16 protein-coding genes and 1 tRNA gene are annotated in these 16,315 nt (G+C 39.1%); 10 read left to right on the top strand and 7 right to left on the bottom strand.

The features are described 5' to 3' along the window. Window positions 1–57 precede the first annotated feature (57 nt). Entirely contained in the window at window positions 58–639 is a 582-nt protein-coding gene (locus R3X28_RS00820) for a RidA family protein (RefSeq protein WP_317661690.1), read from the top strand. A 5-nt stretch (window positions 640–644) separates the two neighbouring features. After that, complete coding sequence (locus tag R3X28_RS00815) at window positions 645–1,457, top strand: alpha/beta hydrolase (protein WP_317661689.1); 813 nt, start codon at window positions 645–647, stop codon at window positions 1,455–1,457. Window positions 1,458–1,486: 29 nt separating this feature from the next. Here the strand turns inward: R3X28_RS00815 and R3X28_RS00810 are convergent. Further along, window positions 1,487–1,558 (bottom strand) — tRNA-Arg (locus R3X28_RS00810). Between the two features lie 94 nt (window positions 1,559–1,652). Next, on the bottom strand, window positions 1,653–2,366 hold the full coding sequence (locus R3X28_RS00805; RefSeq protein WP_317661688.1) for a hypothetical protein: 714 nt from the start codon (window positions 2,364–2,366) through the stop codon (window positions 1,653–1,655). Between the two features lie 446 nt (window positions 2,367–2,812). Here R3X28_RS00805 and R3X28_RS00800 point away from each other — a divergent pair, with 446 nt between their 5' ends. The 6 genes from R3X28_RS00800 to rimK all read left to right on the top strand — a co-directional run bounded on the left by R3X28_RS00800 (window position 2,813) and on the right by rimK (window position 9,661). Beyond that, entirely contained in the window at window positions 2,813–4,273 is a 1,461-nt protein-coding gene (locus R3X28_RS00800) for an arginine decarboxylase (protein ID WP_317661687.1), read from the top strand. Between the two features lie 26 nt (window positions 4,274–4,299). After that, a complete protein-coding gene (speB, locus tag R3X28_RS00795; RefSeq protein WP_317661686.1) occupies window positions 4,300–5,241 on the top strand; it encodes an agmatinase in 942 nt (313 codons plus the stop codon). Further along, entirely contained in the window at window positions 5,231–6,205 is a 975-nt protein-coding gene (locus tag R3X28_RS00790; protein ID WP_282055629.1) for a deoxyhypusine synthase family protein, read from the top strand. Before speB ends, R3X28_RS00790 begins: the two co-directional genes overlap by 11 nt. A 2-nt stretch (window positions 6,206–6,207) precedes the next feature. Then, on the top strand, window positions 6,208–6,525 hold the full coding sequence (locus R3X28_RS00785) for a hypothetical protein (protein ID WP_154365640.1): 318 nt from the start codon (window positions 6,208–6,210) through the stop codon (window positions 6,523–6,525). A 108-nt stretch (window positions 6,526–6,633) separates the two neighbouring features. Continuing rightward, a complete protein-coding gene (locus R3X28_RS00780) occupies window positions 6,634–8,160 on the top strand; it encodes a bifunctional GNAT family N-acetyltransferase/carbon-nitrogen hydrolase family protein (RefSeq protein WP_282055546.1) in 1,527 nt (508 codons plus the stop codon). Between the two features lie 124 nt (window positions 8,161–8,284). Beyond that, window positions 8,285–9,661 (top strand): 30S ribosomal protein S6--L-glutamate ligase, encoded by a 1,377-nt coding sequence (rimK, locus tag R3X28_RS00775; RefSeq protein WP_282055545.1) that lies wholly within the window; start codon window positions 8,285–8,287, stop codon window positions 9,659–9,661. Window positions 9,662–9,708: 47 nt separating this feature from the next. Here the strand turns inward: rimK and R3X28_RS00770 are convergent, their stop codons facing one another. Then, complete coding sequence (locus R3X28_RS00770; RefSeq protein WP_317661683.1) at window positions 9,709–10,659, bottom strand: NAD-dependent epimerase/dehydratase family protein; 951 nt, start codon at window positions 10,657–10,659, stop codon at window positions 9,709–9,711. A 63-nt stretch (window positions 10,660–10,722) separates the two neighbouring features. Here R3X28_RS00770 and R3X28_RS00765 point away from each other — a divergent pair, with 63 nt between their 5' ends. Then, window positions 10,723–11,220 (top strand): hypothetical protein, encoded by a 498-nt coding sequence (locus R3X28_RS00765; RefSeq protein WP_154365633.1) that lies wholly within the window; start codon window positions 10,723–10,725, stop codon window positions 11,218–11,220. 98 nt (window positions 11,221–11,318) lie between these two features. Here the strand turns inward: R3X28_RS00765 and R3X28_RS00760 are convergent, their stop codons facing one another. From R3X28_RS00760 to R3X28_RS00745, 4 genes are all read right to left on the bottom strand, one after another. Beyond that, the gene (locus R3X28_RS00760; protein WP_154365630.1) at window positions 11,319–12,017 is read right to left on the bottom strand and encodes a hypothetical protein; all 699 of its coding nucleotides are present in this window, start codon (window positions 12,015–12,017) and stop codon (window positions 11,319–11,321) included. Between the two features lie 132 nt (window positions 12,018–12,149). Continuing rightward, window positions 12,150–12,524, bottom strand: coding sequence for a hypothetical protein (locus R3X28_RS00755; protein WP_317661681.1), 375 nt, complete (start codon window positions 12,522–12,524; stop codon window positions 12,150–12,152). 122 nt (window positions 12,525–12,646) lie between these two features. Then, window positions 12,647–13,456: an SDR family NAD(P)-dependent oxidoreductase gene (locus tag R3X28_RS00750; RefSeq protein WP_317661679.1), complete on the bottom strand. Its 810-nt coding sequence runs from the start codon at window positions 13,454–13,456 to the stop codon at window positions 12,647–12,649. After that, on the bottom strand, window positions 13,449–15,734 hold the full coding sequence (locus R3X28_RS00745) for a M28 family peptidase (protein ID WP_317661677.1): 2,286 nt from the start codon (window positions 15,732–15,734) through the stop codon (window positions 13,449–13,451). Before R3X28_RS00745 ends, R3X28_RS00750 begins: the two co-directional genes overlap by 8 nt. Before the next feature lie 116 nt (window positions 15,735–15,850). Here R3X28_RS00745 and R3X28_RS00740 point away from each other — a divergent pair, with 116 nt between their 5' ends. After that, window positions 15,851–16,315, top strand: coding sequence for a CBS domain-containing protein (locus R3X28_RS00740; protein WP_154365621.1), 465 nt, complete (start codon window positions 15,851–15,853; stop codon window positions 16,313–16,315).

The raw sequence follows: 16,315 nt of genomic DNA, 5'->3' as shown, positions 1-16,315 counted from the left end.
CCCTTTTTTTATATACTGTATTCTAATTTAGTATTTTTGGTTTAAAGAACCTTATCCATGAAATATCTAACCTTGCTGGCAGTGTTGATCATAGCCTCCTCCTGCACATCCGGAAATAAAGATAACCTAGAAGTAAAAGCCCCGGAAATTTCGAAACATAAATCACCCGAGGGGTACGATCCCGAAAAACGGCTTGAAGAATTAGGTCTGCAATTGCAGGAGATTTCAGCACCTTTGGCTAATTATGTCCATGCCGTTCGTGCTGGGAACCTTGTTTTTTTAGCCGGTAAAGGGCCAAAAAATGAAGTAGGGGAGACAATCATTGGTAAATTGGGAGATGAGTATAATGTAGATCAGGGTTACGCTGCGGCAAAATCCGTAGGTATACAGCAATTATCCGTACTTAAATCTGAATTGGGGAACCTGAATAAGATAAAACGTATTGTACAGGTCACGGGTATGGTCAATGCAGTACCTGAATTTAAAGATCATTCAAAAGTGATCAATGGGTATTCGGATCTAATGGTAGATGTTTTTGGTGATAGGGGTAAGCACGCAAGAGCTGCCGTTGGTATGGGTTCATTACCAAATAATATGGCTGTTGAAATTGAAATGGTCGTTGAAGTATTTGAAGATTGATCGTCATGGCCAAAACAAAACTTGTTTTAATTGGGTTTCTTTTAAGTTCATATTTCGTATTGGCCCAAAAAGGATATCAACTTATTGAGGATTTACCCTATTATAGTATGTCAACGCAGGCAACCGATGCCTATTTAAAAGAGCGCTGTAAGTTAGACGTTTATTTTCCTAAGGACACCACGAACGTCCCTACAATAGTTTGGTTTCATGGTGGTGGACTTGAATTTGGCTCCAAACATATACCAGAAGGTTTATTAAAGAAAGGGGTAATTGTCGTAGCTGTCAACTACAGGTTGCACCCCAAGGTTAAAAACCCCGTTTATATTGAAGATGCGGCGGCGGCTGTCGCATGGGTGGTAAAGAACATAAAGAGATATAATGGCGATGCTTCCAAGGTATTCGTAAGCGGACATTCGGCTGGGGGATATTTGGCGAGTATGATTGCCTTGGACAAACATTATTTAGCAAAATATCAAGTTGATGCCGATAGTTTGGCCGGGATAATCCCTTTCAGCGGTCATACCATAACCCACTTTACGATTCGTAAAGAAAGGGGAATAGAAGGCACACAACCCATTGTTGATGCTTTCGCTCCGCTGTACCATGTACGTAAAGATGCCCCTCCTTTTTTGTTGATAACAGGAAACCGGGAGTTGGAACTATTGGGAAGATACGAGGAAAATGCCTATTTCTATAGAATGATGAAGATTGTAGAACATCCTGATATTGAGTTGATGGAGTTGGATGGGTATGCCCATGATATGGTTTATCCGGCAATACCATTATTACTGAATTTTGTAGAAAAACAAAGGAATTGAAAAGGGAGGTAAAGTGTATTTATTTTAAGTAGCCTCGGCAAGAATCGAACTTGCATCTAAAGTTTAGGAAACTTCTATTCTATCCATTGAACTACGAGGCCCTTGAAATAAGAAGGCAAAAATAAAGTATTTTGGAATAATTAGGTACTTCAAACAAGATTTTTTGAGAAGCATTCAACTGAAAGATAGCTAGGATTATTTTTTCCTCCTCATCCATATTTCATACATAGGCTCCCCTTTGCTATTATTTCCTTGGTGATGCCAGTCATCTCCCATGATTTTATACCCAAAGGAAAGTTCTGCCCCGACCCGAGAATCATCTTTGGAGAAAAAGGCTATATTTTCTTGATAAACCCCGTCTTTAGAGGAGAAAGAGCCACCACCGGTTCCGTGGAATTTCATGGTGTCGGTATTGTATGCAATCCATTGGAACCTTCCGTCCAATAAGAATTTCAATGTTTTTCGGGCTTTGCTGTCCCCTCTTCGCTCTTGTCCCTGGTCTGGCCCACGAATACCGAACAACCATTGCCCATCTAAATCCTGGTTTATTTTTGCAGCATGTTTAAATTGCAATTTGGATTTCATTTCAAGAATCAATTTATTGCCATTTTTTTCAAAAGGAATACTCAGTTGTTTAATCGAATCTTGTGCATAATTAGAATTAAATTCAAGAAGTACCACTAATTGTTTATCCTCGACCTGATAGAATCCCCCAAGGGTCTTTATAAATTTTGCCGGAGAGTTTTCGTAGATCGAATAGGTAAAATAGTTATCGGATAGTTTTACCTCATGGGAGGTGTTTTTGGCTGTTGAAAAATACACTCCTGATGCGATTTGCGCATAAATAGGAAGTGTAACTGAGCTGACTAAAAAAAATAATAAGCAAAATATCGTATTTATTGTTTTCATGCCACTGGTTTTAATTCTAAATATAAGGATTAATTAGCTATGAGTGAATTGGTTAGGTGTAATTGTGGTTATTAAAATATTTTTTGAAGTATTTTTTTGTAAAAAGCTTGTTTTATATATTTTTTGATTTTATTTGTACCATCAAACTAGGAACGTATTAGTTTGGTATATGGCTTTTAGCTGAACATAATGAATAGTGTTTGTATGTTCGGGACTATGGGAATTAGGAAGTCAAACCCATTGTCAGCCCAGGGATTGGGTAACCGGAATTTAAAGCTTACTTCTGATAAGAACTCTACTATCGTCTGCAGCCAGCACGATTATTTTTTCATTCCTACCACGGCGGAACAATTCGTTATTTGATTTTAAAACATAGGACCGGATTTAAAAGGTTTCGATCTTTTACCAAAATTTTATTGTTTTAATTTTAAATATTCATCTGTTCAATGAACACAAAATATATTGATCTAATCGATCAAACATTTGATTTTCCGCAAGAGGAGTTTTCACTTGATAACGACAACTTGCAATTTCACGGTATTCCTCTGAACCAACTTGTTCAGAAATATGGAAGTCCATTGAAATTCACCTATTTACCCAAAATTTCTGAAAATATAATGCGGGCCAAGAATTGGTTTTCAAAGGCTATCGAAAAGAACGGGTATAAGGGAAAGTACAATTATTGTTATTGTACGAAAAGTTCCCATTTTCAGCACGTGATGCATGAGGCGTTAAAAAATGATATCCATATAGAGACTTCATCGGCCTTTGATATCAATATCATTGAAAACCTAAAGGAAAAGGGTAAAATAAAAGACGATGCATATATTCTTTGTAACGGTTTTAAACGCGAGCAGTACATTGATAATATTGGTCGACTCATAAATTCCGGCCATCGAAATTGCATTCCTATCATAGATAATTATGAAGAGATAGATCTATTGTCAGATGTTGTGGAAGATAATTTCAAGGTAGGTATCCGTATTGCGTCTGAAGAAGAGCCTAAGTTCGAGTTTTATACCTCACGATTGGGAATCGGATATAAGAACATAGTGCCCTTTTATGAAAACCAAATCAAGGACAATGACAAGGTAGAACTTAAAATGCTCCACTTTTTCATTAACACGGGAATCCGTGACAATGCCTATTATTGGAACGAATTGGCCAAGTGCCTAAAGGTGTATGTAAGATTGAAGAAGATTTGCCCTTCTCTTGATAGTCTTAATATTGGCGGTGGGTTCCCAATAAAGAATTCATTGGCCTTCGAGTATGATTATGAGTATATGGTCGATGAGATCATAAACCAGATCAATATTGCCTGTAACGAGGCAGAAGTTGCCGTACCACATATTTTTACGGAATTCGGTAGTTTCACCGTTGGTGAGAGTGGAGGAGCCATTTATGAGATCTTATACCAAAAACAACAGAATGACCGGGAAAAATGGAACATGATAGATTCATCTTTCATTACTACCCTTCCAGATACTTGGGCCATAAATAAAAGATTCATAATGTTACCCATCAATAGATGGAACGATGAATATGAGCGTGTACTTTTGGGCGGACTCACGTGCGATAGTGATGATTATTACAATAGCGAACAGAACAGGAACGCTATTTATTTGCCAAAATACAGTAAAAGCAAACCACTTTATATTGGATTCTTCAATACTGGGGCCTATCAAGATTCTATTGGGGGTGTAGGTGGTTTACAGCATTGCCTTATTCCACAACCCAAACATATCATAATTGATAGGGATGAAAATGGGGAATTGACGACTACCCTTTTCAAACCCCAGCAAAAAGCAGAGCAGATGTTAAGGATACTGGGCTATGATAGTAATAACGAGCCCACATTCTCCCATAACGGCGCACTAAATGAACAAACAATTCCATCTAACGGATAATATAAAAACAAATTAATTTTAAAGAGATGAGTACAACAAAGAATTACGCTGGTATTGCCGACGAATTCGCACAATTGGAAACTTCGAAGGTAGTTTTGATTCCTGTGCCCTATGACGGTACAAGCACTTGGGGAAAAGGGGCCGATAAAGGTCCGGAAGCATTCTTGGATGCTGCTGAAAATATGGAATTGTATGATATTGAAACCGATTCCGAAGTGTATAAACAAGGTGTTCACTTAACAAAACCGGTAACCGAAGACGATTCTCCCGAATCAATGGTAGATGCTGTACACAAAGTGACCAAGGAATATATTAAACGAAATAAATTCGTTACACTTTTTGGAGGGGAACATTCAATTTCAATAGGAAGTATTAGGGCGTTCAATGAATGTTTCGACAATCTGACCGTATTACATATTGATGCCCATGCCGATTTAAGGGAGTCTTATGATGGTTCCCGTTGCAACCATGCATGTGCGGTGCACGAGGCCAGTCAAACAACAAATCTTATCCAGATCGGAATTCGTTCCATGGATGCTATTGAAAAGACCTTCGTGGATGAGGAAAAAACATTTTTCGCACATGATATGGTCAATGATGAATACTGGATGGATAAGGTCATAGACCTAATGACAGAGAATGTGTTCATTACCTTTGATTTGGATGCCTTAGACCCCTCCATTCTTCCATCAACAGGAACACCGGAGCCGGGAGGTTTATTCTGGTACGAGACCTTGGAGTTCTTAAAGCAAGTGTTCGAGGAGAAGAACGTGGTAGGCTTTGATATCGTAGAATTATGCCCCAATGTCCATGATAAATCATCCGATTTTTTGGCCGCTAAGTTGTATTATAAAATGTTAAGCTATAAATTCATGGGCGAAGATGTTGATGATGACTATGATAACACCTATGATGTAAATTATAAATCGGGGAACACCCAATCAAAATTTGAGGATGATGAAGACTAAAGGAGCTATCTCCGATTTTATAGAGAAATATTATTTGCATTTCAATGCTGCGGCTTTGGTCGATGCGGCCAAAGGTTATGAAGCACAATTGCAAAAGGGTTCTAAAATGTTGGTGTCCTTGGCTGGGGCAATGAGTACTGCGGAGTTGGGTAAGATTTTTGCCGAAATGATCCGTCAGGATAAAGTTCAGATCGTTTCTTGCACTGGGGCCAATCTGGAAGAGGATATCATGAACCTGGTTGCACATTCCCATTATAAACGTGTGCCTAACTATAGGGATTTAACACCCCAGGAAGAATGGGATCTGTTGGAAAAAGGACTCAATAGGGTAACCGATACCTGTATTCCGGAGGAAGAGGCGTTTCGACGCTTACAAGAACATATATTTAAGATTTGGAAAGAAGCCGAGGAAAAAGGTGAACGTTATTTGCCTCATGAGTATATGTATAAAATGTTGCTTTCCGGAGTTTTGGAAGAATATTATGAAATAGACCTAAAAGATTCTTGGATGTATGCGGCAGCGGAGAAAAACCTGCCCATTGTTTGTCCGGGATGGGAAGATAGCACCATGGGAAATATTTTTGCTTCCTATGTTTTAAAAGGGGAACTTAAGGCCAGTACCATGAAATCAGGAATAGAATATATGACCTTCTTGGCAGATTGGTATACCGATAATTCAAAGAACGGTATCGGATTCTTCCAGATAGGAGGGGGTATTGCAGGCGATTTCCCAATTTGTGTGGTACCGATGTTGTACCAAGATATGGAGCGCACAGATACGCCGTTCTGGAGTTATTTTTGTCAGATCAGCGATTCGACCACCAGTTATGGGTCATATTCCGGAGCTGTTCCCAATGAGAAGATTACTTGGGGTAAGTTGGATATCGATACCCCTAAATTTATAATAGAAAGTGATGCGACCATAGTGGCGCCTTTAATTTTTGCTTACCTTTTAGACATGTAATTATGGACAAGCACGCACATTTAAAACGAGTAATAGTCGATTTCAAAAAACTTACACCAGAGGTGCTTAAACTTTTGGTAGAAAGGTATCCCGATGGTTATGATGATCGTAATATCATTTCATTTAGAAATGCCAATGGGGAAAGGGTCGAGGCCGTTGAGGTATTGACTGAGGATACCAAGTATTTGGTAAAGATCAGTGCCAAGCTGGAGTATACCATGGAAAATTACGATGAGGATGATTACGATGACTTTGACGATGACGATCCAGAAGGAGTTCCAGATCCGGATTTACCGGAAGATGGTAATGATGATGATTAGGTTCTAAGAATTCATTGAACGGCTAACTTTCGTTTTGTACAACCTATCTTATGATTAAAAGTCTTTATCCCATGCGGATTAAAGGCTAACCCAATCACCTATCCAAAAATGAAAATAAAAGAAATTGAAAATATCGAATTAAAGTTCCTGGATCTTGATGATTACAAGGAACTTAAGGAAGCTATGTTGTCTTCCTATACCAATATGCCCGGGTCCTATTGGAAAGAGGAACAACTTCGGTTATTGATCGACAAGTTTCCTGAAGGCCAGGTTGTCATAAAAATCAACGGCCATTTGGCCGGTTGTGCCTTATCGATTATTGTTGATTATGACAAGTACGAAGATGACCACACTTATAAGGAGATTACGGGCAACTATACTTTCAATACCCATACTGATGATGGAGATGTATTATATGGTATCGATGTTTTCATAAAACCTGAGTTCCGTGGTTTACGATTAGGTCGAAGATTATATGACTACCGCAAGGAACTTTGTGAGAAATTGAATTTGAAGAGCATTGTTTTTGGGGGAAGAATGCCCAATTTCCATAAATATGCCGAGAAACTTACCCCCAAGGAATATATTGCAAAGGTCAGATTGAAAGAAATTCAGGATCCCGTTCTTAATTTTCAGATCAGTAATGATTTTCACCCTGCAAAAGTGATGAAGGGTTATTTAGAAGGGGATGAAGCATCCAATGAGTTTGCCATTTTAATGGAGTGGGACAATATCTATTACCATAAACCTTCAAAGAAAGCAGCAACGAAGAAAACCATTATTCGGTTGGGCTTGATCCAATGGCAAATGAGACCCTATAAAGATTTGGAGGCTTTGTTGCAACAGGCAGAATACTTTATTGATGCCGTATCGGGATACCGTTCCGATTTTGCTATGATGCCCGAATTTTTCAATGCACCGCTTATGGCCGATCATAACCATTTGTCCACACCGGATGCCATCCGGGAATTGGCCAAACATACAGAGGCCATAGTTCAAAAATTTTCCGAATTTTCTATTTCATATAACATCAATATCATTTCGGGTAGTATGCCAGAAATCGTAGATGGCCGTTTATTGAATGTGGGGTATTTGTGTAGAAGGGATGGCAGTGTGGAGCGCTATGAAAAGATACATGTAACCCCCGATGAGGCAAAGGTATGGGGAATGCAAGGAGGTAATCAGATAAAGGCATTTGATACCGATTGTGGCAAAATCGGTATTTTAATATGCTATGATGTCGAGTTTCCTGAATTGGGCCGTATTTTGGCCGATGAAGGTATGAATATACTGTTCGTTCCATTTTTGACCGATACCCAAAACGGTTATTCAAGGGTTCGTAATTGTGCGCAGGCAAGAGCCATAGAAAATGAGTGTTATGTAGCGATTGCAGGTAGTGTGGGTAATTTACCCAATGTACAGAACATGGATATCCAATTTGCACAATCAATGGTTTTTACACCCTGTGATTTCTCATTTCCTACCAATGGTATAAAGGCGGAAGCTACCCCAAATACCGAAATGATACTTATCGCGGATGTGGACATTGATCTACTAAGGGAACTTAACCAGTTCGGGGCAGTACATAATCTAAAGGATAGAAGAACAGATCTTTATGAATTGAAGAAAAAGTAAACTTTAACCCGTAATAAAGTTCTGGGTTTTGCTTTTTGACATAAAGGTAAAAGACGGGTGTGCATCAAAGTAAATACTTCTAAAAAGTATATCGAATACGAAAAGTTAATAATAAAATAAATTTATGGCGCAGAACGAATTGCGTATTATCGGTAGTGAGGAATGGTGTGTTTTTGATCAATTGGGCATACCGAGTATCAAGGCTAGGGTAGACTCAGGCGCAAAAACCTCATCGCTACAAGCAACCAATATTAAGGTAATCAATAAAGGCGCTCAGGAATGGGTGAAATTTGAGGTAAATCCATTGCAGGAAAACAGGAGTATAACCCTACAATGCGAAGCTAGGTTGGTCGACAGGAGAATGGTCAAAAGTTCCAGTGGAATATCCGAAGAACGTTTGGTCGTGAAGACTCCGGTTACATTGGGGGACGATACCTTTGACATTGAATTGACGCTGGCGAATAGGGATACCATGGAGTTTCGCATGCTTTTGGGTAGGGAGGCTTTAATGGACAGGTATATGGTAAATCCTGCTGAAAGTTATAAAGTGCAGTACTTTACCGATGAAGAAATTGACCTAAAATATCGACCATTTTATAAGCAGAAAACCGGATTGAAAATCGCCCTTCTGGCGAGTAATCCCCAACTTTATAGTAACAAACGTATTATAGAGGCGGCAGAGGCTAGGGGTCATGAAATCGTTTTCCTCAATGTTGAATTGGCCTATATGAAGTTAGATGCGCATTCGCCTGAAATTCGATATAGGGGAGGTAATATTCTAAATGAGTTTGATGCGGTCATTCCACGGATCAAACCATCGGTGACTTTTTATGCGTGTGCTTTAATTCGACAATTCGATAATTTAGGGGTGTATTGCCAGAATACGGCTGAAGCTATTACCCAGTCTAGGGACAAACTTTTCGCATCCCAGTTATTTTCGAAAAATGACATCCATATTCCGATAACGGGTTTTGCAAAATCCCCCATGGATACCAAGGACCTTATTAAAATGGTCAATGGCGCACCGCTCATCATAAAATTATTGGAAAGTACCCAAGGAAAGGGTGTTGTTCTGGCCGAGACCAATAAGGCCGCTGAGAGTGTTATAAATGCCTTTAAAAGCGTGAACACCAATATTTTGGTACAAGAGTTCATCAAGGAGGCCAATGGGCAGGATATCCGTTGTTTCGTTGTTAACGGTAAGGTAGTCGCATCAATGCAGAGACAGGCCGAAAAAGGGGAATTTAGGGCCAATATACATCAAGGCGGAAAAGCATCGATTATCAAAATTACGTCCGAGGAGAAAAAATTGGCCATAAAAGCAGCCAAAGTGCTGAACTTGGCCGTTGCCGGTGTTGATATAATCCGATCGAACAAAGGACCTCTTTTACTAGAGGTGAATTCCTCCCCCGGCCTTGAGGGTATCGAAAATGCCACAGGAAAAGATATCGCCAATGAAATGATCATGGCCATTGAACGAAAGTTGAAATTCAGTATTTAGAATCAAAAAATCGGCTTCTTAGGATTCAGGTAGCCCTAAGAAGCTTTCTATTGTTTGTTTTCTTTCAGATTATAGAGCATTTCCCGGGTAGTTCTTTCCAAGTCGAATTCCGATTGCCAACCCCAATGCATACGAGCCATTGAGTCATCGATGCTGTTAGGCCAGGAATCGGCGATTTCTTGTCTAAAATCGGGCTTGTAATCGATTGTGAATCCAGGAATCTCACGCTTTATGCTTTCTGCTATTTCTTCTGGGCAAAAACTCATTCCGGCAAGATTGTACGAGGATCGTATTTTAATAGAATTAGGATGGCTTTCCATCAACATAAGTGTTGCCCTTATGGCATCATCCATGAACATCATGGGTAGTTTGGTGTCCTTTTTTAAAAAGCAAGTATATGTTTGGGAAGAAAGTGCCTTATGGTATATTTCCACGGCATAATCAGTGGTTCCCCCACCTGGCATCGTTTTATAGCTGATAAGGCCGGGATAACGGATACTACGTACGTCTACCCCGAATTTTTGATGATAATAATTACACCAACGTTCTCCGGATTGCTTACTTATGCCATAAACGGTACTAGGTTCCATAATAGTGTTCTGGGGCGTATCGTCCACAGGGGTATTTGGGCCGAATACCGCAATACTCGATGGCCAAAAAATCTTATCTATTTTTTTCTCCTTTGCCAGGTTCAAGACATTGAAAAGAGAGTTCATGTTCAGGTTCCAGGCGCGCATCGGAAATTTTTCAGCAGTGGCACTCAACATCGCGGCCATTAAATATACCTCGCTGATTTCATAATAGGCAATTACTTCTTCAAGCGCATTATAATCCGTAGCATCCAAAAGTTCAAAAGGTCCCGAATTCATCAAGCTTTCATTGCCTTCACGAATATCACTTGCTATAACGGTGGTCGCTCCGTGTTTTTTCCGAAGTACATAAGTAAGTTCTGTTCCTATTTGTCCACAAGCCCCTAATATTAAGATGGATTTTTGCATTAAAATGTAGTTAAATGAATACTTGGTAAATATAGCTTTTATTAAAATTTGTACATTCGCTCCATGCATAAATTCTTTATTACCCTATTGGTGTTTTTTGTAGCCGTTTCCTGTAAGGAAACCCAAAAAGAGGAAGTGGATCAAGATGCTTCGGGATACGTAATCAGTACCGAAAAATGGCCAAAAAAACGTTCTTTGGATTCCAAGGCCAGTGCCATATTACAAGAATGGCCAGAGTTCATGGCCATGGATGTCAGTTTTGATGCTTTGTACAATGCCGGAAATAGGGATGACCTAAGCCTTACTATCGATAATATTATAGAAGAGCAAAAATTGCTCGAGAAATCTACTTACCCGGAACAGTTCGATACACCGCAGATAAAAAGTAGACAGAAAGTATTCAAAACCTATCTACTAAAGGTAAAGGGTGATCTATATTATTATTTGGACCCAGAGGCATCGGTCAATGAAATGATCGATTCTTATAACATTATGCGCCAACAGTTCAACGCAGTGGTCAACCATACTTTCGATGCCCAATTGATATTGGATGATGAATAGGCCGGTATTGCACTTTGCCTAGATAGAACAAATTAAAAAAGTAACAGCACTACCCACTTATTTTTCAAGCAGCAAAAAATAAGGTGAGAATAAAAGGGTTATTTTTTCTCCTCAGTGGGTTCTGCTTTTCTTGCTTCCAAAGCTTGTTTGCTTAAACTCGCCAAGTTAAAGTTAGGTTCTATTTTCAAGGCTTCATCTATTAAGGCAATGGCCTCATCGATTTTAGCTTTATCCTGATTATAGCTTACAAGTGCCTTTAAATGCAGAAATGCGGCCTTCAATGGAACTTCATAAGGCTGTTGTCTTTCGTAAAAAGCGTATTTCATATCGTCCTTGGCGTTGGCCAATCCGTATTCGATATTGGTGCTTGCCCCGATATTGTCCCCGGTCTGTATTTTAAGATCGGCCAGTTCATAAGCCAGATAAGCATTAGGGGTTCGTTTGTTCAGGATTTCCATTTGTTCCAAAGCCCTTTTAGGCTGGTTGATCGCTTTTAAGGAAATGGCCTTTACTTGTACGGCCAAGTCAGAATCGGAATCGTTTTTTTCGTAACCAATAGTATTAAGCGCTTGCATATGCTGATTGTTATTGGCATAGATATACGCCAGCGTATCTTTTCTTGCTTTTGAAGGGGAAAGAACGTTCAAATGTGTCAACGCATTGGTCATTCCGTTTATATCGGCCTGCATTCTCATTTCTTTGTAAAATGCCTCATAATGTTTTAGAAGTTCGTTATTGGTTTGCGCACTTATCGTAAAACTGATGGCAAATAGGATTACAAAAGCAATCTTTTTCATGGTATTCTATTTTGATAATTAAAGTGTGCTAAGCTATTAAAATTATTGATAGAAATCTGTTAATGAAACCTTTAATTGGGCACAAAAAAAAGCGCCTAAAGGCGCTAGTTCTTTAATCAGTGCTTCATTCTTTCAAGCAGCTGTAAGTTTTACCTCCTTATTGGTAAAAGTACGGAGTAATCCTGCATAAAAACCCATACTTTCGGTGTCTGTGACAATACATGATTTTAGAAAATCCTTTAGATTTTTAAAAAATAGGTTTGCATGTAGAATAGGAAGGGTCATGTTCACTTTTGAAGGTTCATAAAAGGTGTCATCCATTACAATATCCAGGACTATTCGTTTTCTGTGATAGTCGATGGATACATCTGCTGCATTATAATGTTTTTTTAGAAGTGCAACATGTAAGGTTTCGAATTTTTTGGTCGATTGGGGGTTGGCGCAACTTTCGGAAATCAATTTTTCAATCTCCGATTTAATTTTGAGTTTCAATGTTGAATTTTCCATGTCAATCGAATTTTATGGTTTACTTAAAGTTATGCATTTTATCGATAAAACCCCTGTTTAACGAAGGTGTATTAACAAAATATGCCCATAATTGTTGTGAAATGTGTAATTTTTGTGGTGTATTAATTGTAAATTGAAGTAAGAAAAACGTACTTTTTAACAAGAATTAGCCTACTTGAATCTATAATTTTACCTGAAAAACTTGAATTTGGATCATATTTTGGTGAAATAAGTCCTTTTTGATCGGCTAATTGTTGATAGTATTCTTTTTTAGGAGGGTGCAAAGGGTATGCAGCGTTGAAGGTTTCGCCCCACCATTGTTTATTTACAATAGATGTTATGATGCCGATACAATCATTTAAATGAATTAAATTGACAGGGTAATTGCCATTGCGTAAACCTTCTTTACCAGAAAGCATGTTGATAGGATGCCTGTTTTTATCGATTAGGCCCCCAAAACGGATAATGGTGGTTACAATACCAGGTATTCGTCTAAATAAATACTCTGATACCAACAATTGTGCACCAGCCTCCGTAGTTGGATATGGAGGAGTGCACTCCGTAATTTTTCCTTGGTCTTCCCCATAGACCGATGTACTACTGATAAAAATGATTTTCTTGATTTTTGAACTCTCTATGGCAGTTTTAAGATATTTCATTTTATGCACATAGTTTTCGGCATTGGCACCACGTAATTTTGGGGGGATGTTGATAATGAGGATTTCAGTGTTTTCCAATACTTCCCCAATAGGTCCTTCTAGGCCATTTTCGGACAGCTTTATGGTATATGGTACGATCCCTACCTTTTCTAAGTCATTAATTTTATCTTCAGAGGTTGTGGTTCCGTAGACCTTGTAACCTTGCTCAATAAATGTGATGGCCAATGGCAGTCCTAACCATCCACATCCCATAATGGCAACAGACCTATTCATAATAAAGGGTTTTTGTCCATAAAATGGCATCGTTCAATATAAATGGCATAGGGATGTTATTCGTGGGCCGCTCGGGTATCGTGAATTGTGGATTCGTAAGCAAATCGTTAGAGGCTTCATATAAAGTCAATTCCAATGGGGTGTCCTTTGGTAATGTCAATCGAATTTCGGTGTATTCATTATTGCTAATATAATGTGTGACCAATTTGCCATTTTTTCTATGGGTCAAGTAATGTTCGCTTAATTCTATACCATTGACCACGGCTTTTTTAATCTCTACGGTATTCGTAAAGACTTCTAGCCGGTTCACGTTACGTTGTGGTGTTATGCAGAGTTCCAAAACACGTTCGTTCCCAATAAGGGTATCCAAGGTTGTTTCTATCTTGGGTGCGATTATTTCCTTTATCGGCGCATCGGTAACATAGGTAAACCCAGATGAATATTTGCTACTAATGGTTTTGTCGGCTAGTTTTTCGGGAACCTTTTTTGTATCACCTATGTATTGGGATGTCCAATCGGATATCACTTGTTCATAAGTCGCCCATTTTGCATTGTTGCTGTTGGCATCATAAACATATAAAAGGCTGGTCGGTTTGGCATTTTCTTCATTAAAGCCGGAATTTATATGGGCAGATACCATGAAACCCATAAAAAGTAGAAGACCCAATATGCCCAATCGATGCTTGTTCTTGTAAAATCCGAATACCGGTAGAAGCAGATAAAAGGTTAGAGTGGTCAATAGGGTAGTGGCAACCATCATTTTCAATCCCAGTCCAATAGGGAACATTTTTATAAAGGGAGCATAAATGAAGAGGGCGGGTAAGGCTAAGAATACCAGTAAATATGCACTGGGGTTCTTTTGGTTGATAATTACCATGAACGAAACCAATAGGGCATATAGGGGAATAATGAAAAAGCTTGCCCCTGGTAAATATGTACCTACCAATCCACAAATGACCAACCAAATTATAATAGGGGCAACCAAGAGGTTGGGGGTGTTAATATGTTTGAACTTATGATACACCCAAAAACAAATGGCCAAGGAGAAAAGTACAAATGCAGCGATATATGTATGGCCGTTATAGGTGAATCCATGTAAAATATCCGCATACGCCGGATACAACCACTTAAGGACCTTAAAACTGAAATAGCCTACGATGCCATTGATGGTCAAAGTGATCAACATGGGGACAAAGCCTAGTAATGATTGACGCGCATCCAATGTTTTTTTTCGGAAACCATTTACTAATAATACCCCAAAAAACAATAAGGCCAAGGCGAACATGGGCCAAATCCATTCAAAGGGATAGGAAACCATTTTAAAAAAGGGCACGTTGAAATAGACGAGATCGTTCAGGCTCTTTAAGTTATTTAAATCGGCGTCCGCAAAATGATATAACAAAGGCATTAGATAGCTGCCTTGGTGGGCAAGGGTATTCCGGTTCAATCGTTCATAAGAATCACGAACGGTATGATAATCGTAATGATCATCGATAAATGCGAAATTTAATCCTTCGATATCCCCATCTTCCCTAAAAACGGTCAGATCGGTATCATTGGGGAGCATTTTATAAATACTGTAGACCAGGGAATTAGCTACGGGAAATTCTGGATTGGCTTTTATGAATTCACTAATTAATTTTCCATTTCCCCGATTGGTCTCGACCAACATATAACTGGGTCCGCCACTGCCACGTGCCTCAAAATTCAAGGTAAGTCCTACTTCCTTGGCCCAAGGATGCCCGTTTACGAACAGATCGGCACCGTTAAGTCCCAATTCCTCGGCATCTGAGATCAATATAATAATGTCGTTTTTTGGTTGCTTATTGCTGGCCAGAAAGGCGCGTACACCTTCTAATATGGTTGCGACCCCACTACCGGCATCACTGGCTCCCAAAGAGGAATGTGGATTGCTGTCATAGTGGGAAAGTAGTAGAAGGGCCTTTCCTTTCCCGGAACCTTTAATACGGGCCAGTATATTGGTCGCCTTACTTAAATTACCCCAATCCCCTGCTGTATGGCCTTCTTGAATGGTGGTTTCCAAGCCCATTGACTTTAATTCGGAAATAATATAATTGCGTACTGTGGTATGGGCGGGGAAACCCACGGCATGCGGTTCTTTGGACATTTTTTCAACATAGGTCAAGGCCCGGTCGGTAGAGAACTCGGTCAAAGGGGCAGTGGCATCTTCATGATAGGATGGCATGGCCGATTTAAAACTCCAATAAACAGCAAATAGAATGAGTAAAAGGGTAATTACTTTTGTAAATCGCTTCATAATAAATACTTGGACTTTAAAAGTATGAAATAATCGAAAGTTCTTCAGTCATATCGATCACTTTATCCTTTCCGATATTTTTTTCTATCTTTAAAAGGAACCTAAATGACAAGAATATGGCTATCAAAAGTTTTCAAGGAATTAGAAAGACAATAAAAAAAGAGTTTGATGCCCCTATTTTGGTATCGGATTATATGAGCACCAAGTTGGTTACTTTTTCACCGGAGCAATCTATCTTAGAGGTTATGGAACAGTTTGCGTCCCATCATATTTCCGGTGGACCGGTATTGGACGATAATGGTTTTTTGGTTGGAATAATCTCGGAAGCGGATTGTATGAAGCAAATTTCAGAAAGTCGGTATTTTAATCAACCGATTCTCGATAAAAGCGTTGAGAAATATATGTCTAAAGAGGTAGAGACCATACCTCATGATATTTCCATTTTTGATGCAGCGGGTATTTTTGATAAGCATAACCGCAGAAGGTTGCCCGTAATGAAAGACGGACTGGTAGTTGGGCAAATAAGCCGTAAAGATGTGGTTATTGCCGCATTAAAACTTAGCGGACATAATTGGAAGTGA

Source organism: Maribacter sp. TH_r10, assembly GCF_033101095.1.
Classification (GTDB): domain Bacteria; phylum Bacteroidota; class Bacteroidia; order Flavobacteriales; family Flavobacteriaceae; genus Maribacter_A; species Maribacter_A luteus.
The sequence above is the reverse complement of the archived record's forward strand: the minus strand, read 5'-3'. Positions and strand labels throughout refer to the sequence as shown.

Bases quoted from the DNA above. Each gene is read 5' to 3' on its own strand.
- R3X28_RS00820 (WP_317661690.1), top strand. From the start codon at position 58: ATGAAATATCTAACCTTGCTGGCAGTGTTGATCATAGCCTCCTCCTGC.
- R3X28_RS00815 (WP_317661689.1), top strand. From the start codon at position 645: ATGGCCAAAACAAAACTTGTTTTAATTGGGTTTCTTTTAAGTTCATAT.
- R3X28_RS00805 (WP_317661688.1), bottom strand. From the start codon at position 2,366: ATGAAAACAATAAATACGATATTTTGCTTATTATTTTTTTTAGTCAGC.
- R3X28_RS00800 (WP_317661687.1), top strand. From the start codon at position 2,813: ATGAACACAAAATATATTGATCTAATCGATCAAACATTTGATTTTCCG.
- speB (WP_317661686.1), top strand. From the start codon at position 4,300: ATGAGTACAACAAAGAATTACGCTGGTATTGCCGACGAATTCGCACAA.
- R3X28_RS00790 (WP_282055629.1), top strand. From the start codon at position 5,231: ATGAAGACTAAAGGAGCTATCTCCGATTTTATAGAGAAATATTATTTG.
- R3X28_RS00785 (WP_154365640.1), top strand. From the start codon at position 6,208: ATGGACAAGCACGCACATTTAAAACGAGTAATAGTCGATTTCAAAAAA.
- R3X28_RS00780 (WP_282055546.1), top strand. From the start codon at position 6,634: ATGAAAATAAAAGAAATTGAAAATATCGAATTAAAGTTCCTGGATCTT.
- rimK (WP_282055545.1), top strand. From the start codon at position 8,285: ATGGCGCAGAACGAATTGCGTATTATCGGTAGTGAGGAATGGTGTGTT.
- R3X28_RS00770 (WP_317661683.1), bottom strand. From the start codon at position 10,659: ATGCAAAAATCCATCTTAATATTAGGGGCTTGTGGACAAATAGGAACA.
- R3X28_RS00765 (WP_154365633.1), top strand. From the start codon at position 10,723: ATGCATAAATTCTTTATTACCCTATTGGTGTTTTTTGTAGCCGTTTCC.
- R3X28_RS00760 (WP_154365630.1), bottom strand. From the start codon at position 12,017: ATGAAAAAGATTGCTTTTGTAATCCTATTTGCCATCAGTTTTACGATA.
- R3X28_RS00755 (WP_317661681.1), bottom strand. From the start codon at position 12,524: ATGGAAAATTCAACATTGAAACTCAAAATTAAATCGGAGATTGAAAAA.
- R3X28_RS00750 (WP_317661679.1), bottom strand. From the start codon at position 13,456: ATGAATAGGTCTGTTGCCATTATGGGATGTGGATGGTTAGGACTGCCA.
- R3X28_RS00745 (WP_317661677.1), bottom strand. From the start codon at position 15,734: ATGAAGCGATTTACAAAAGTAATTACCCTTTTACTCATTCTATTTGCT.
- R3X28_RS00740 (WP_154365621.1), top strand. From the start codon at position 15,851: ATGGCTATCAAAAGTTTTCAAGGAATTAGAAAGACAATAAAAAAAGAG.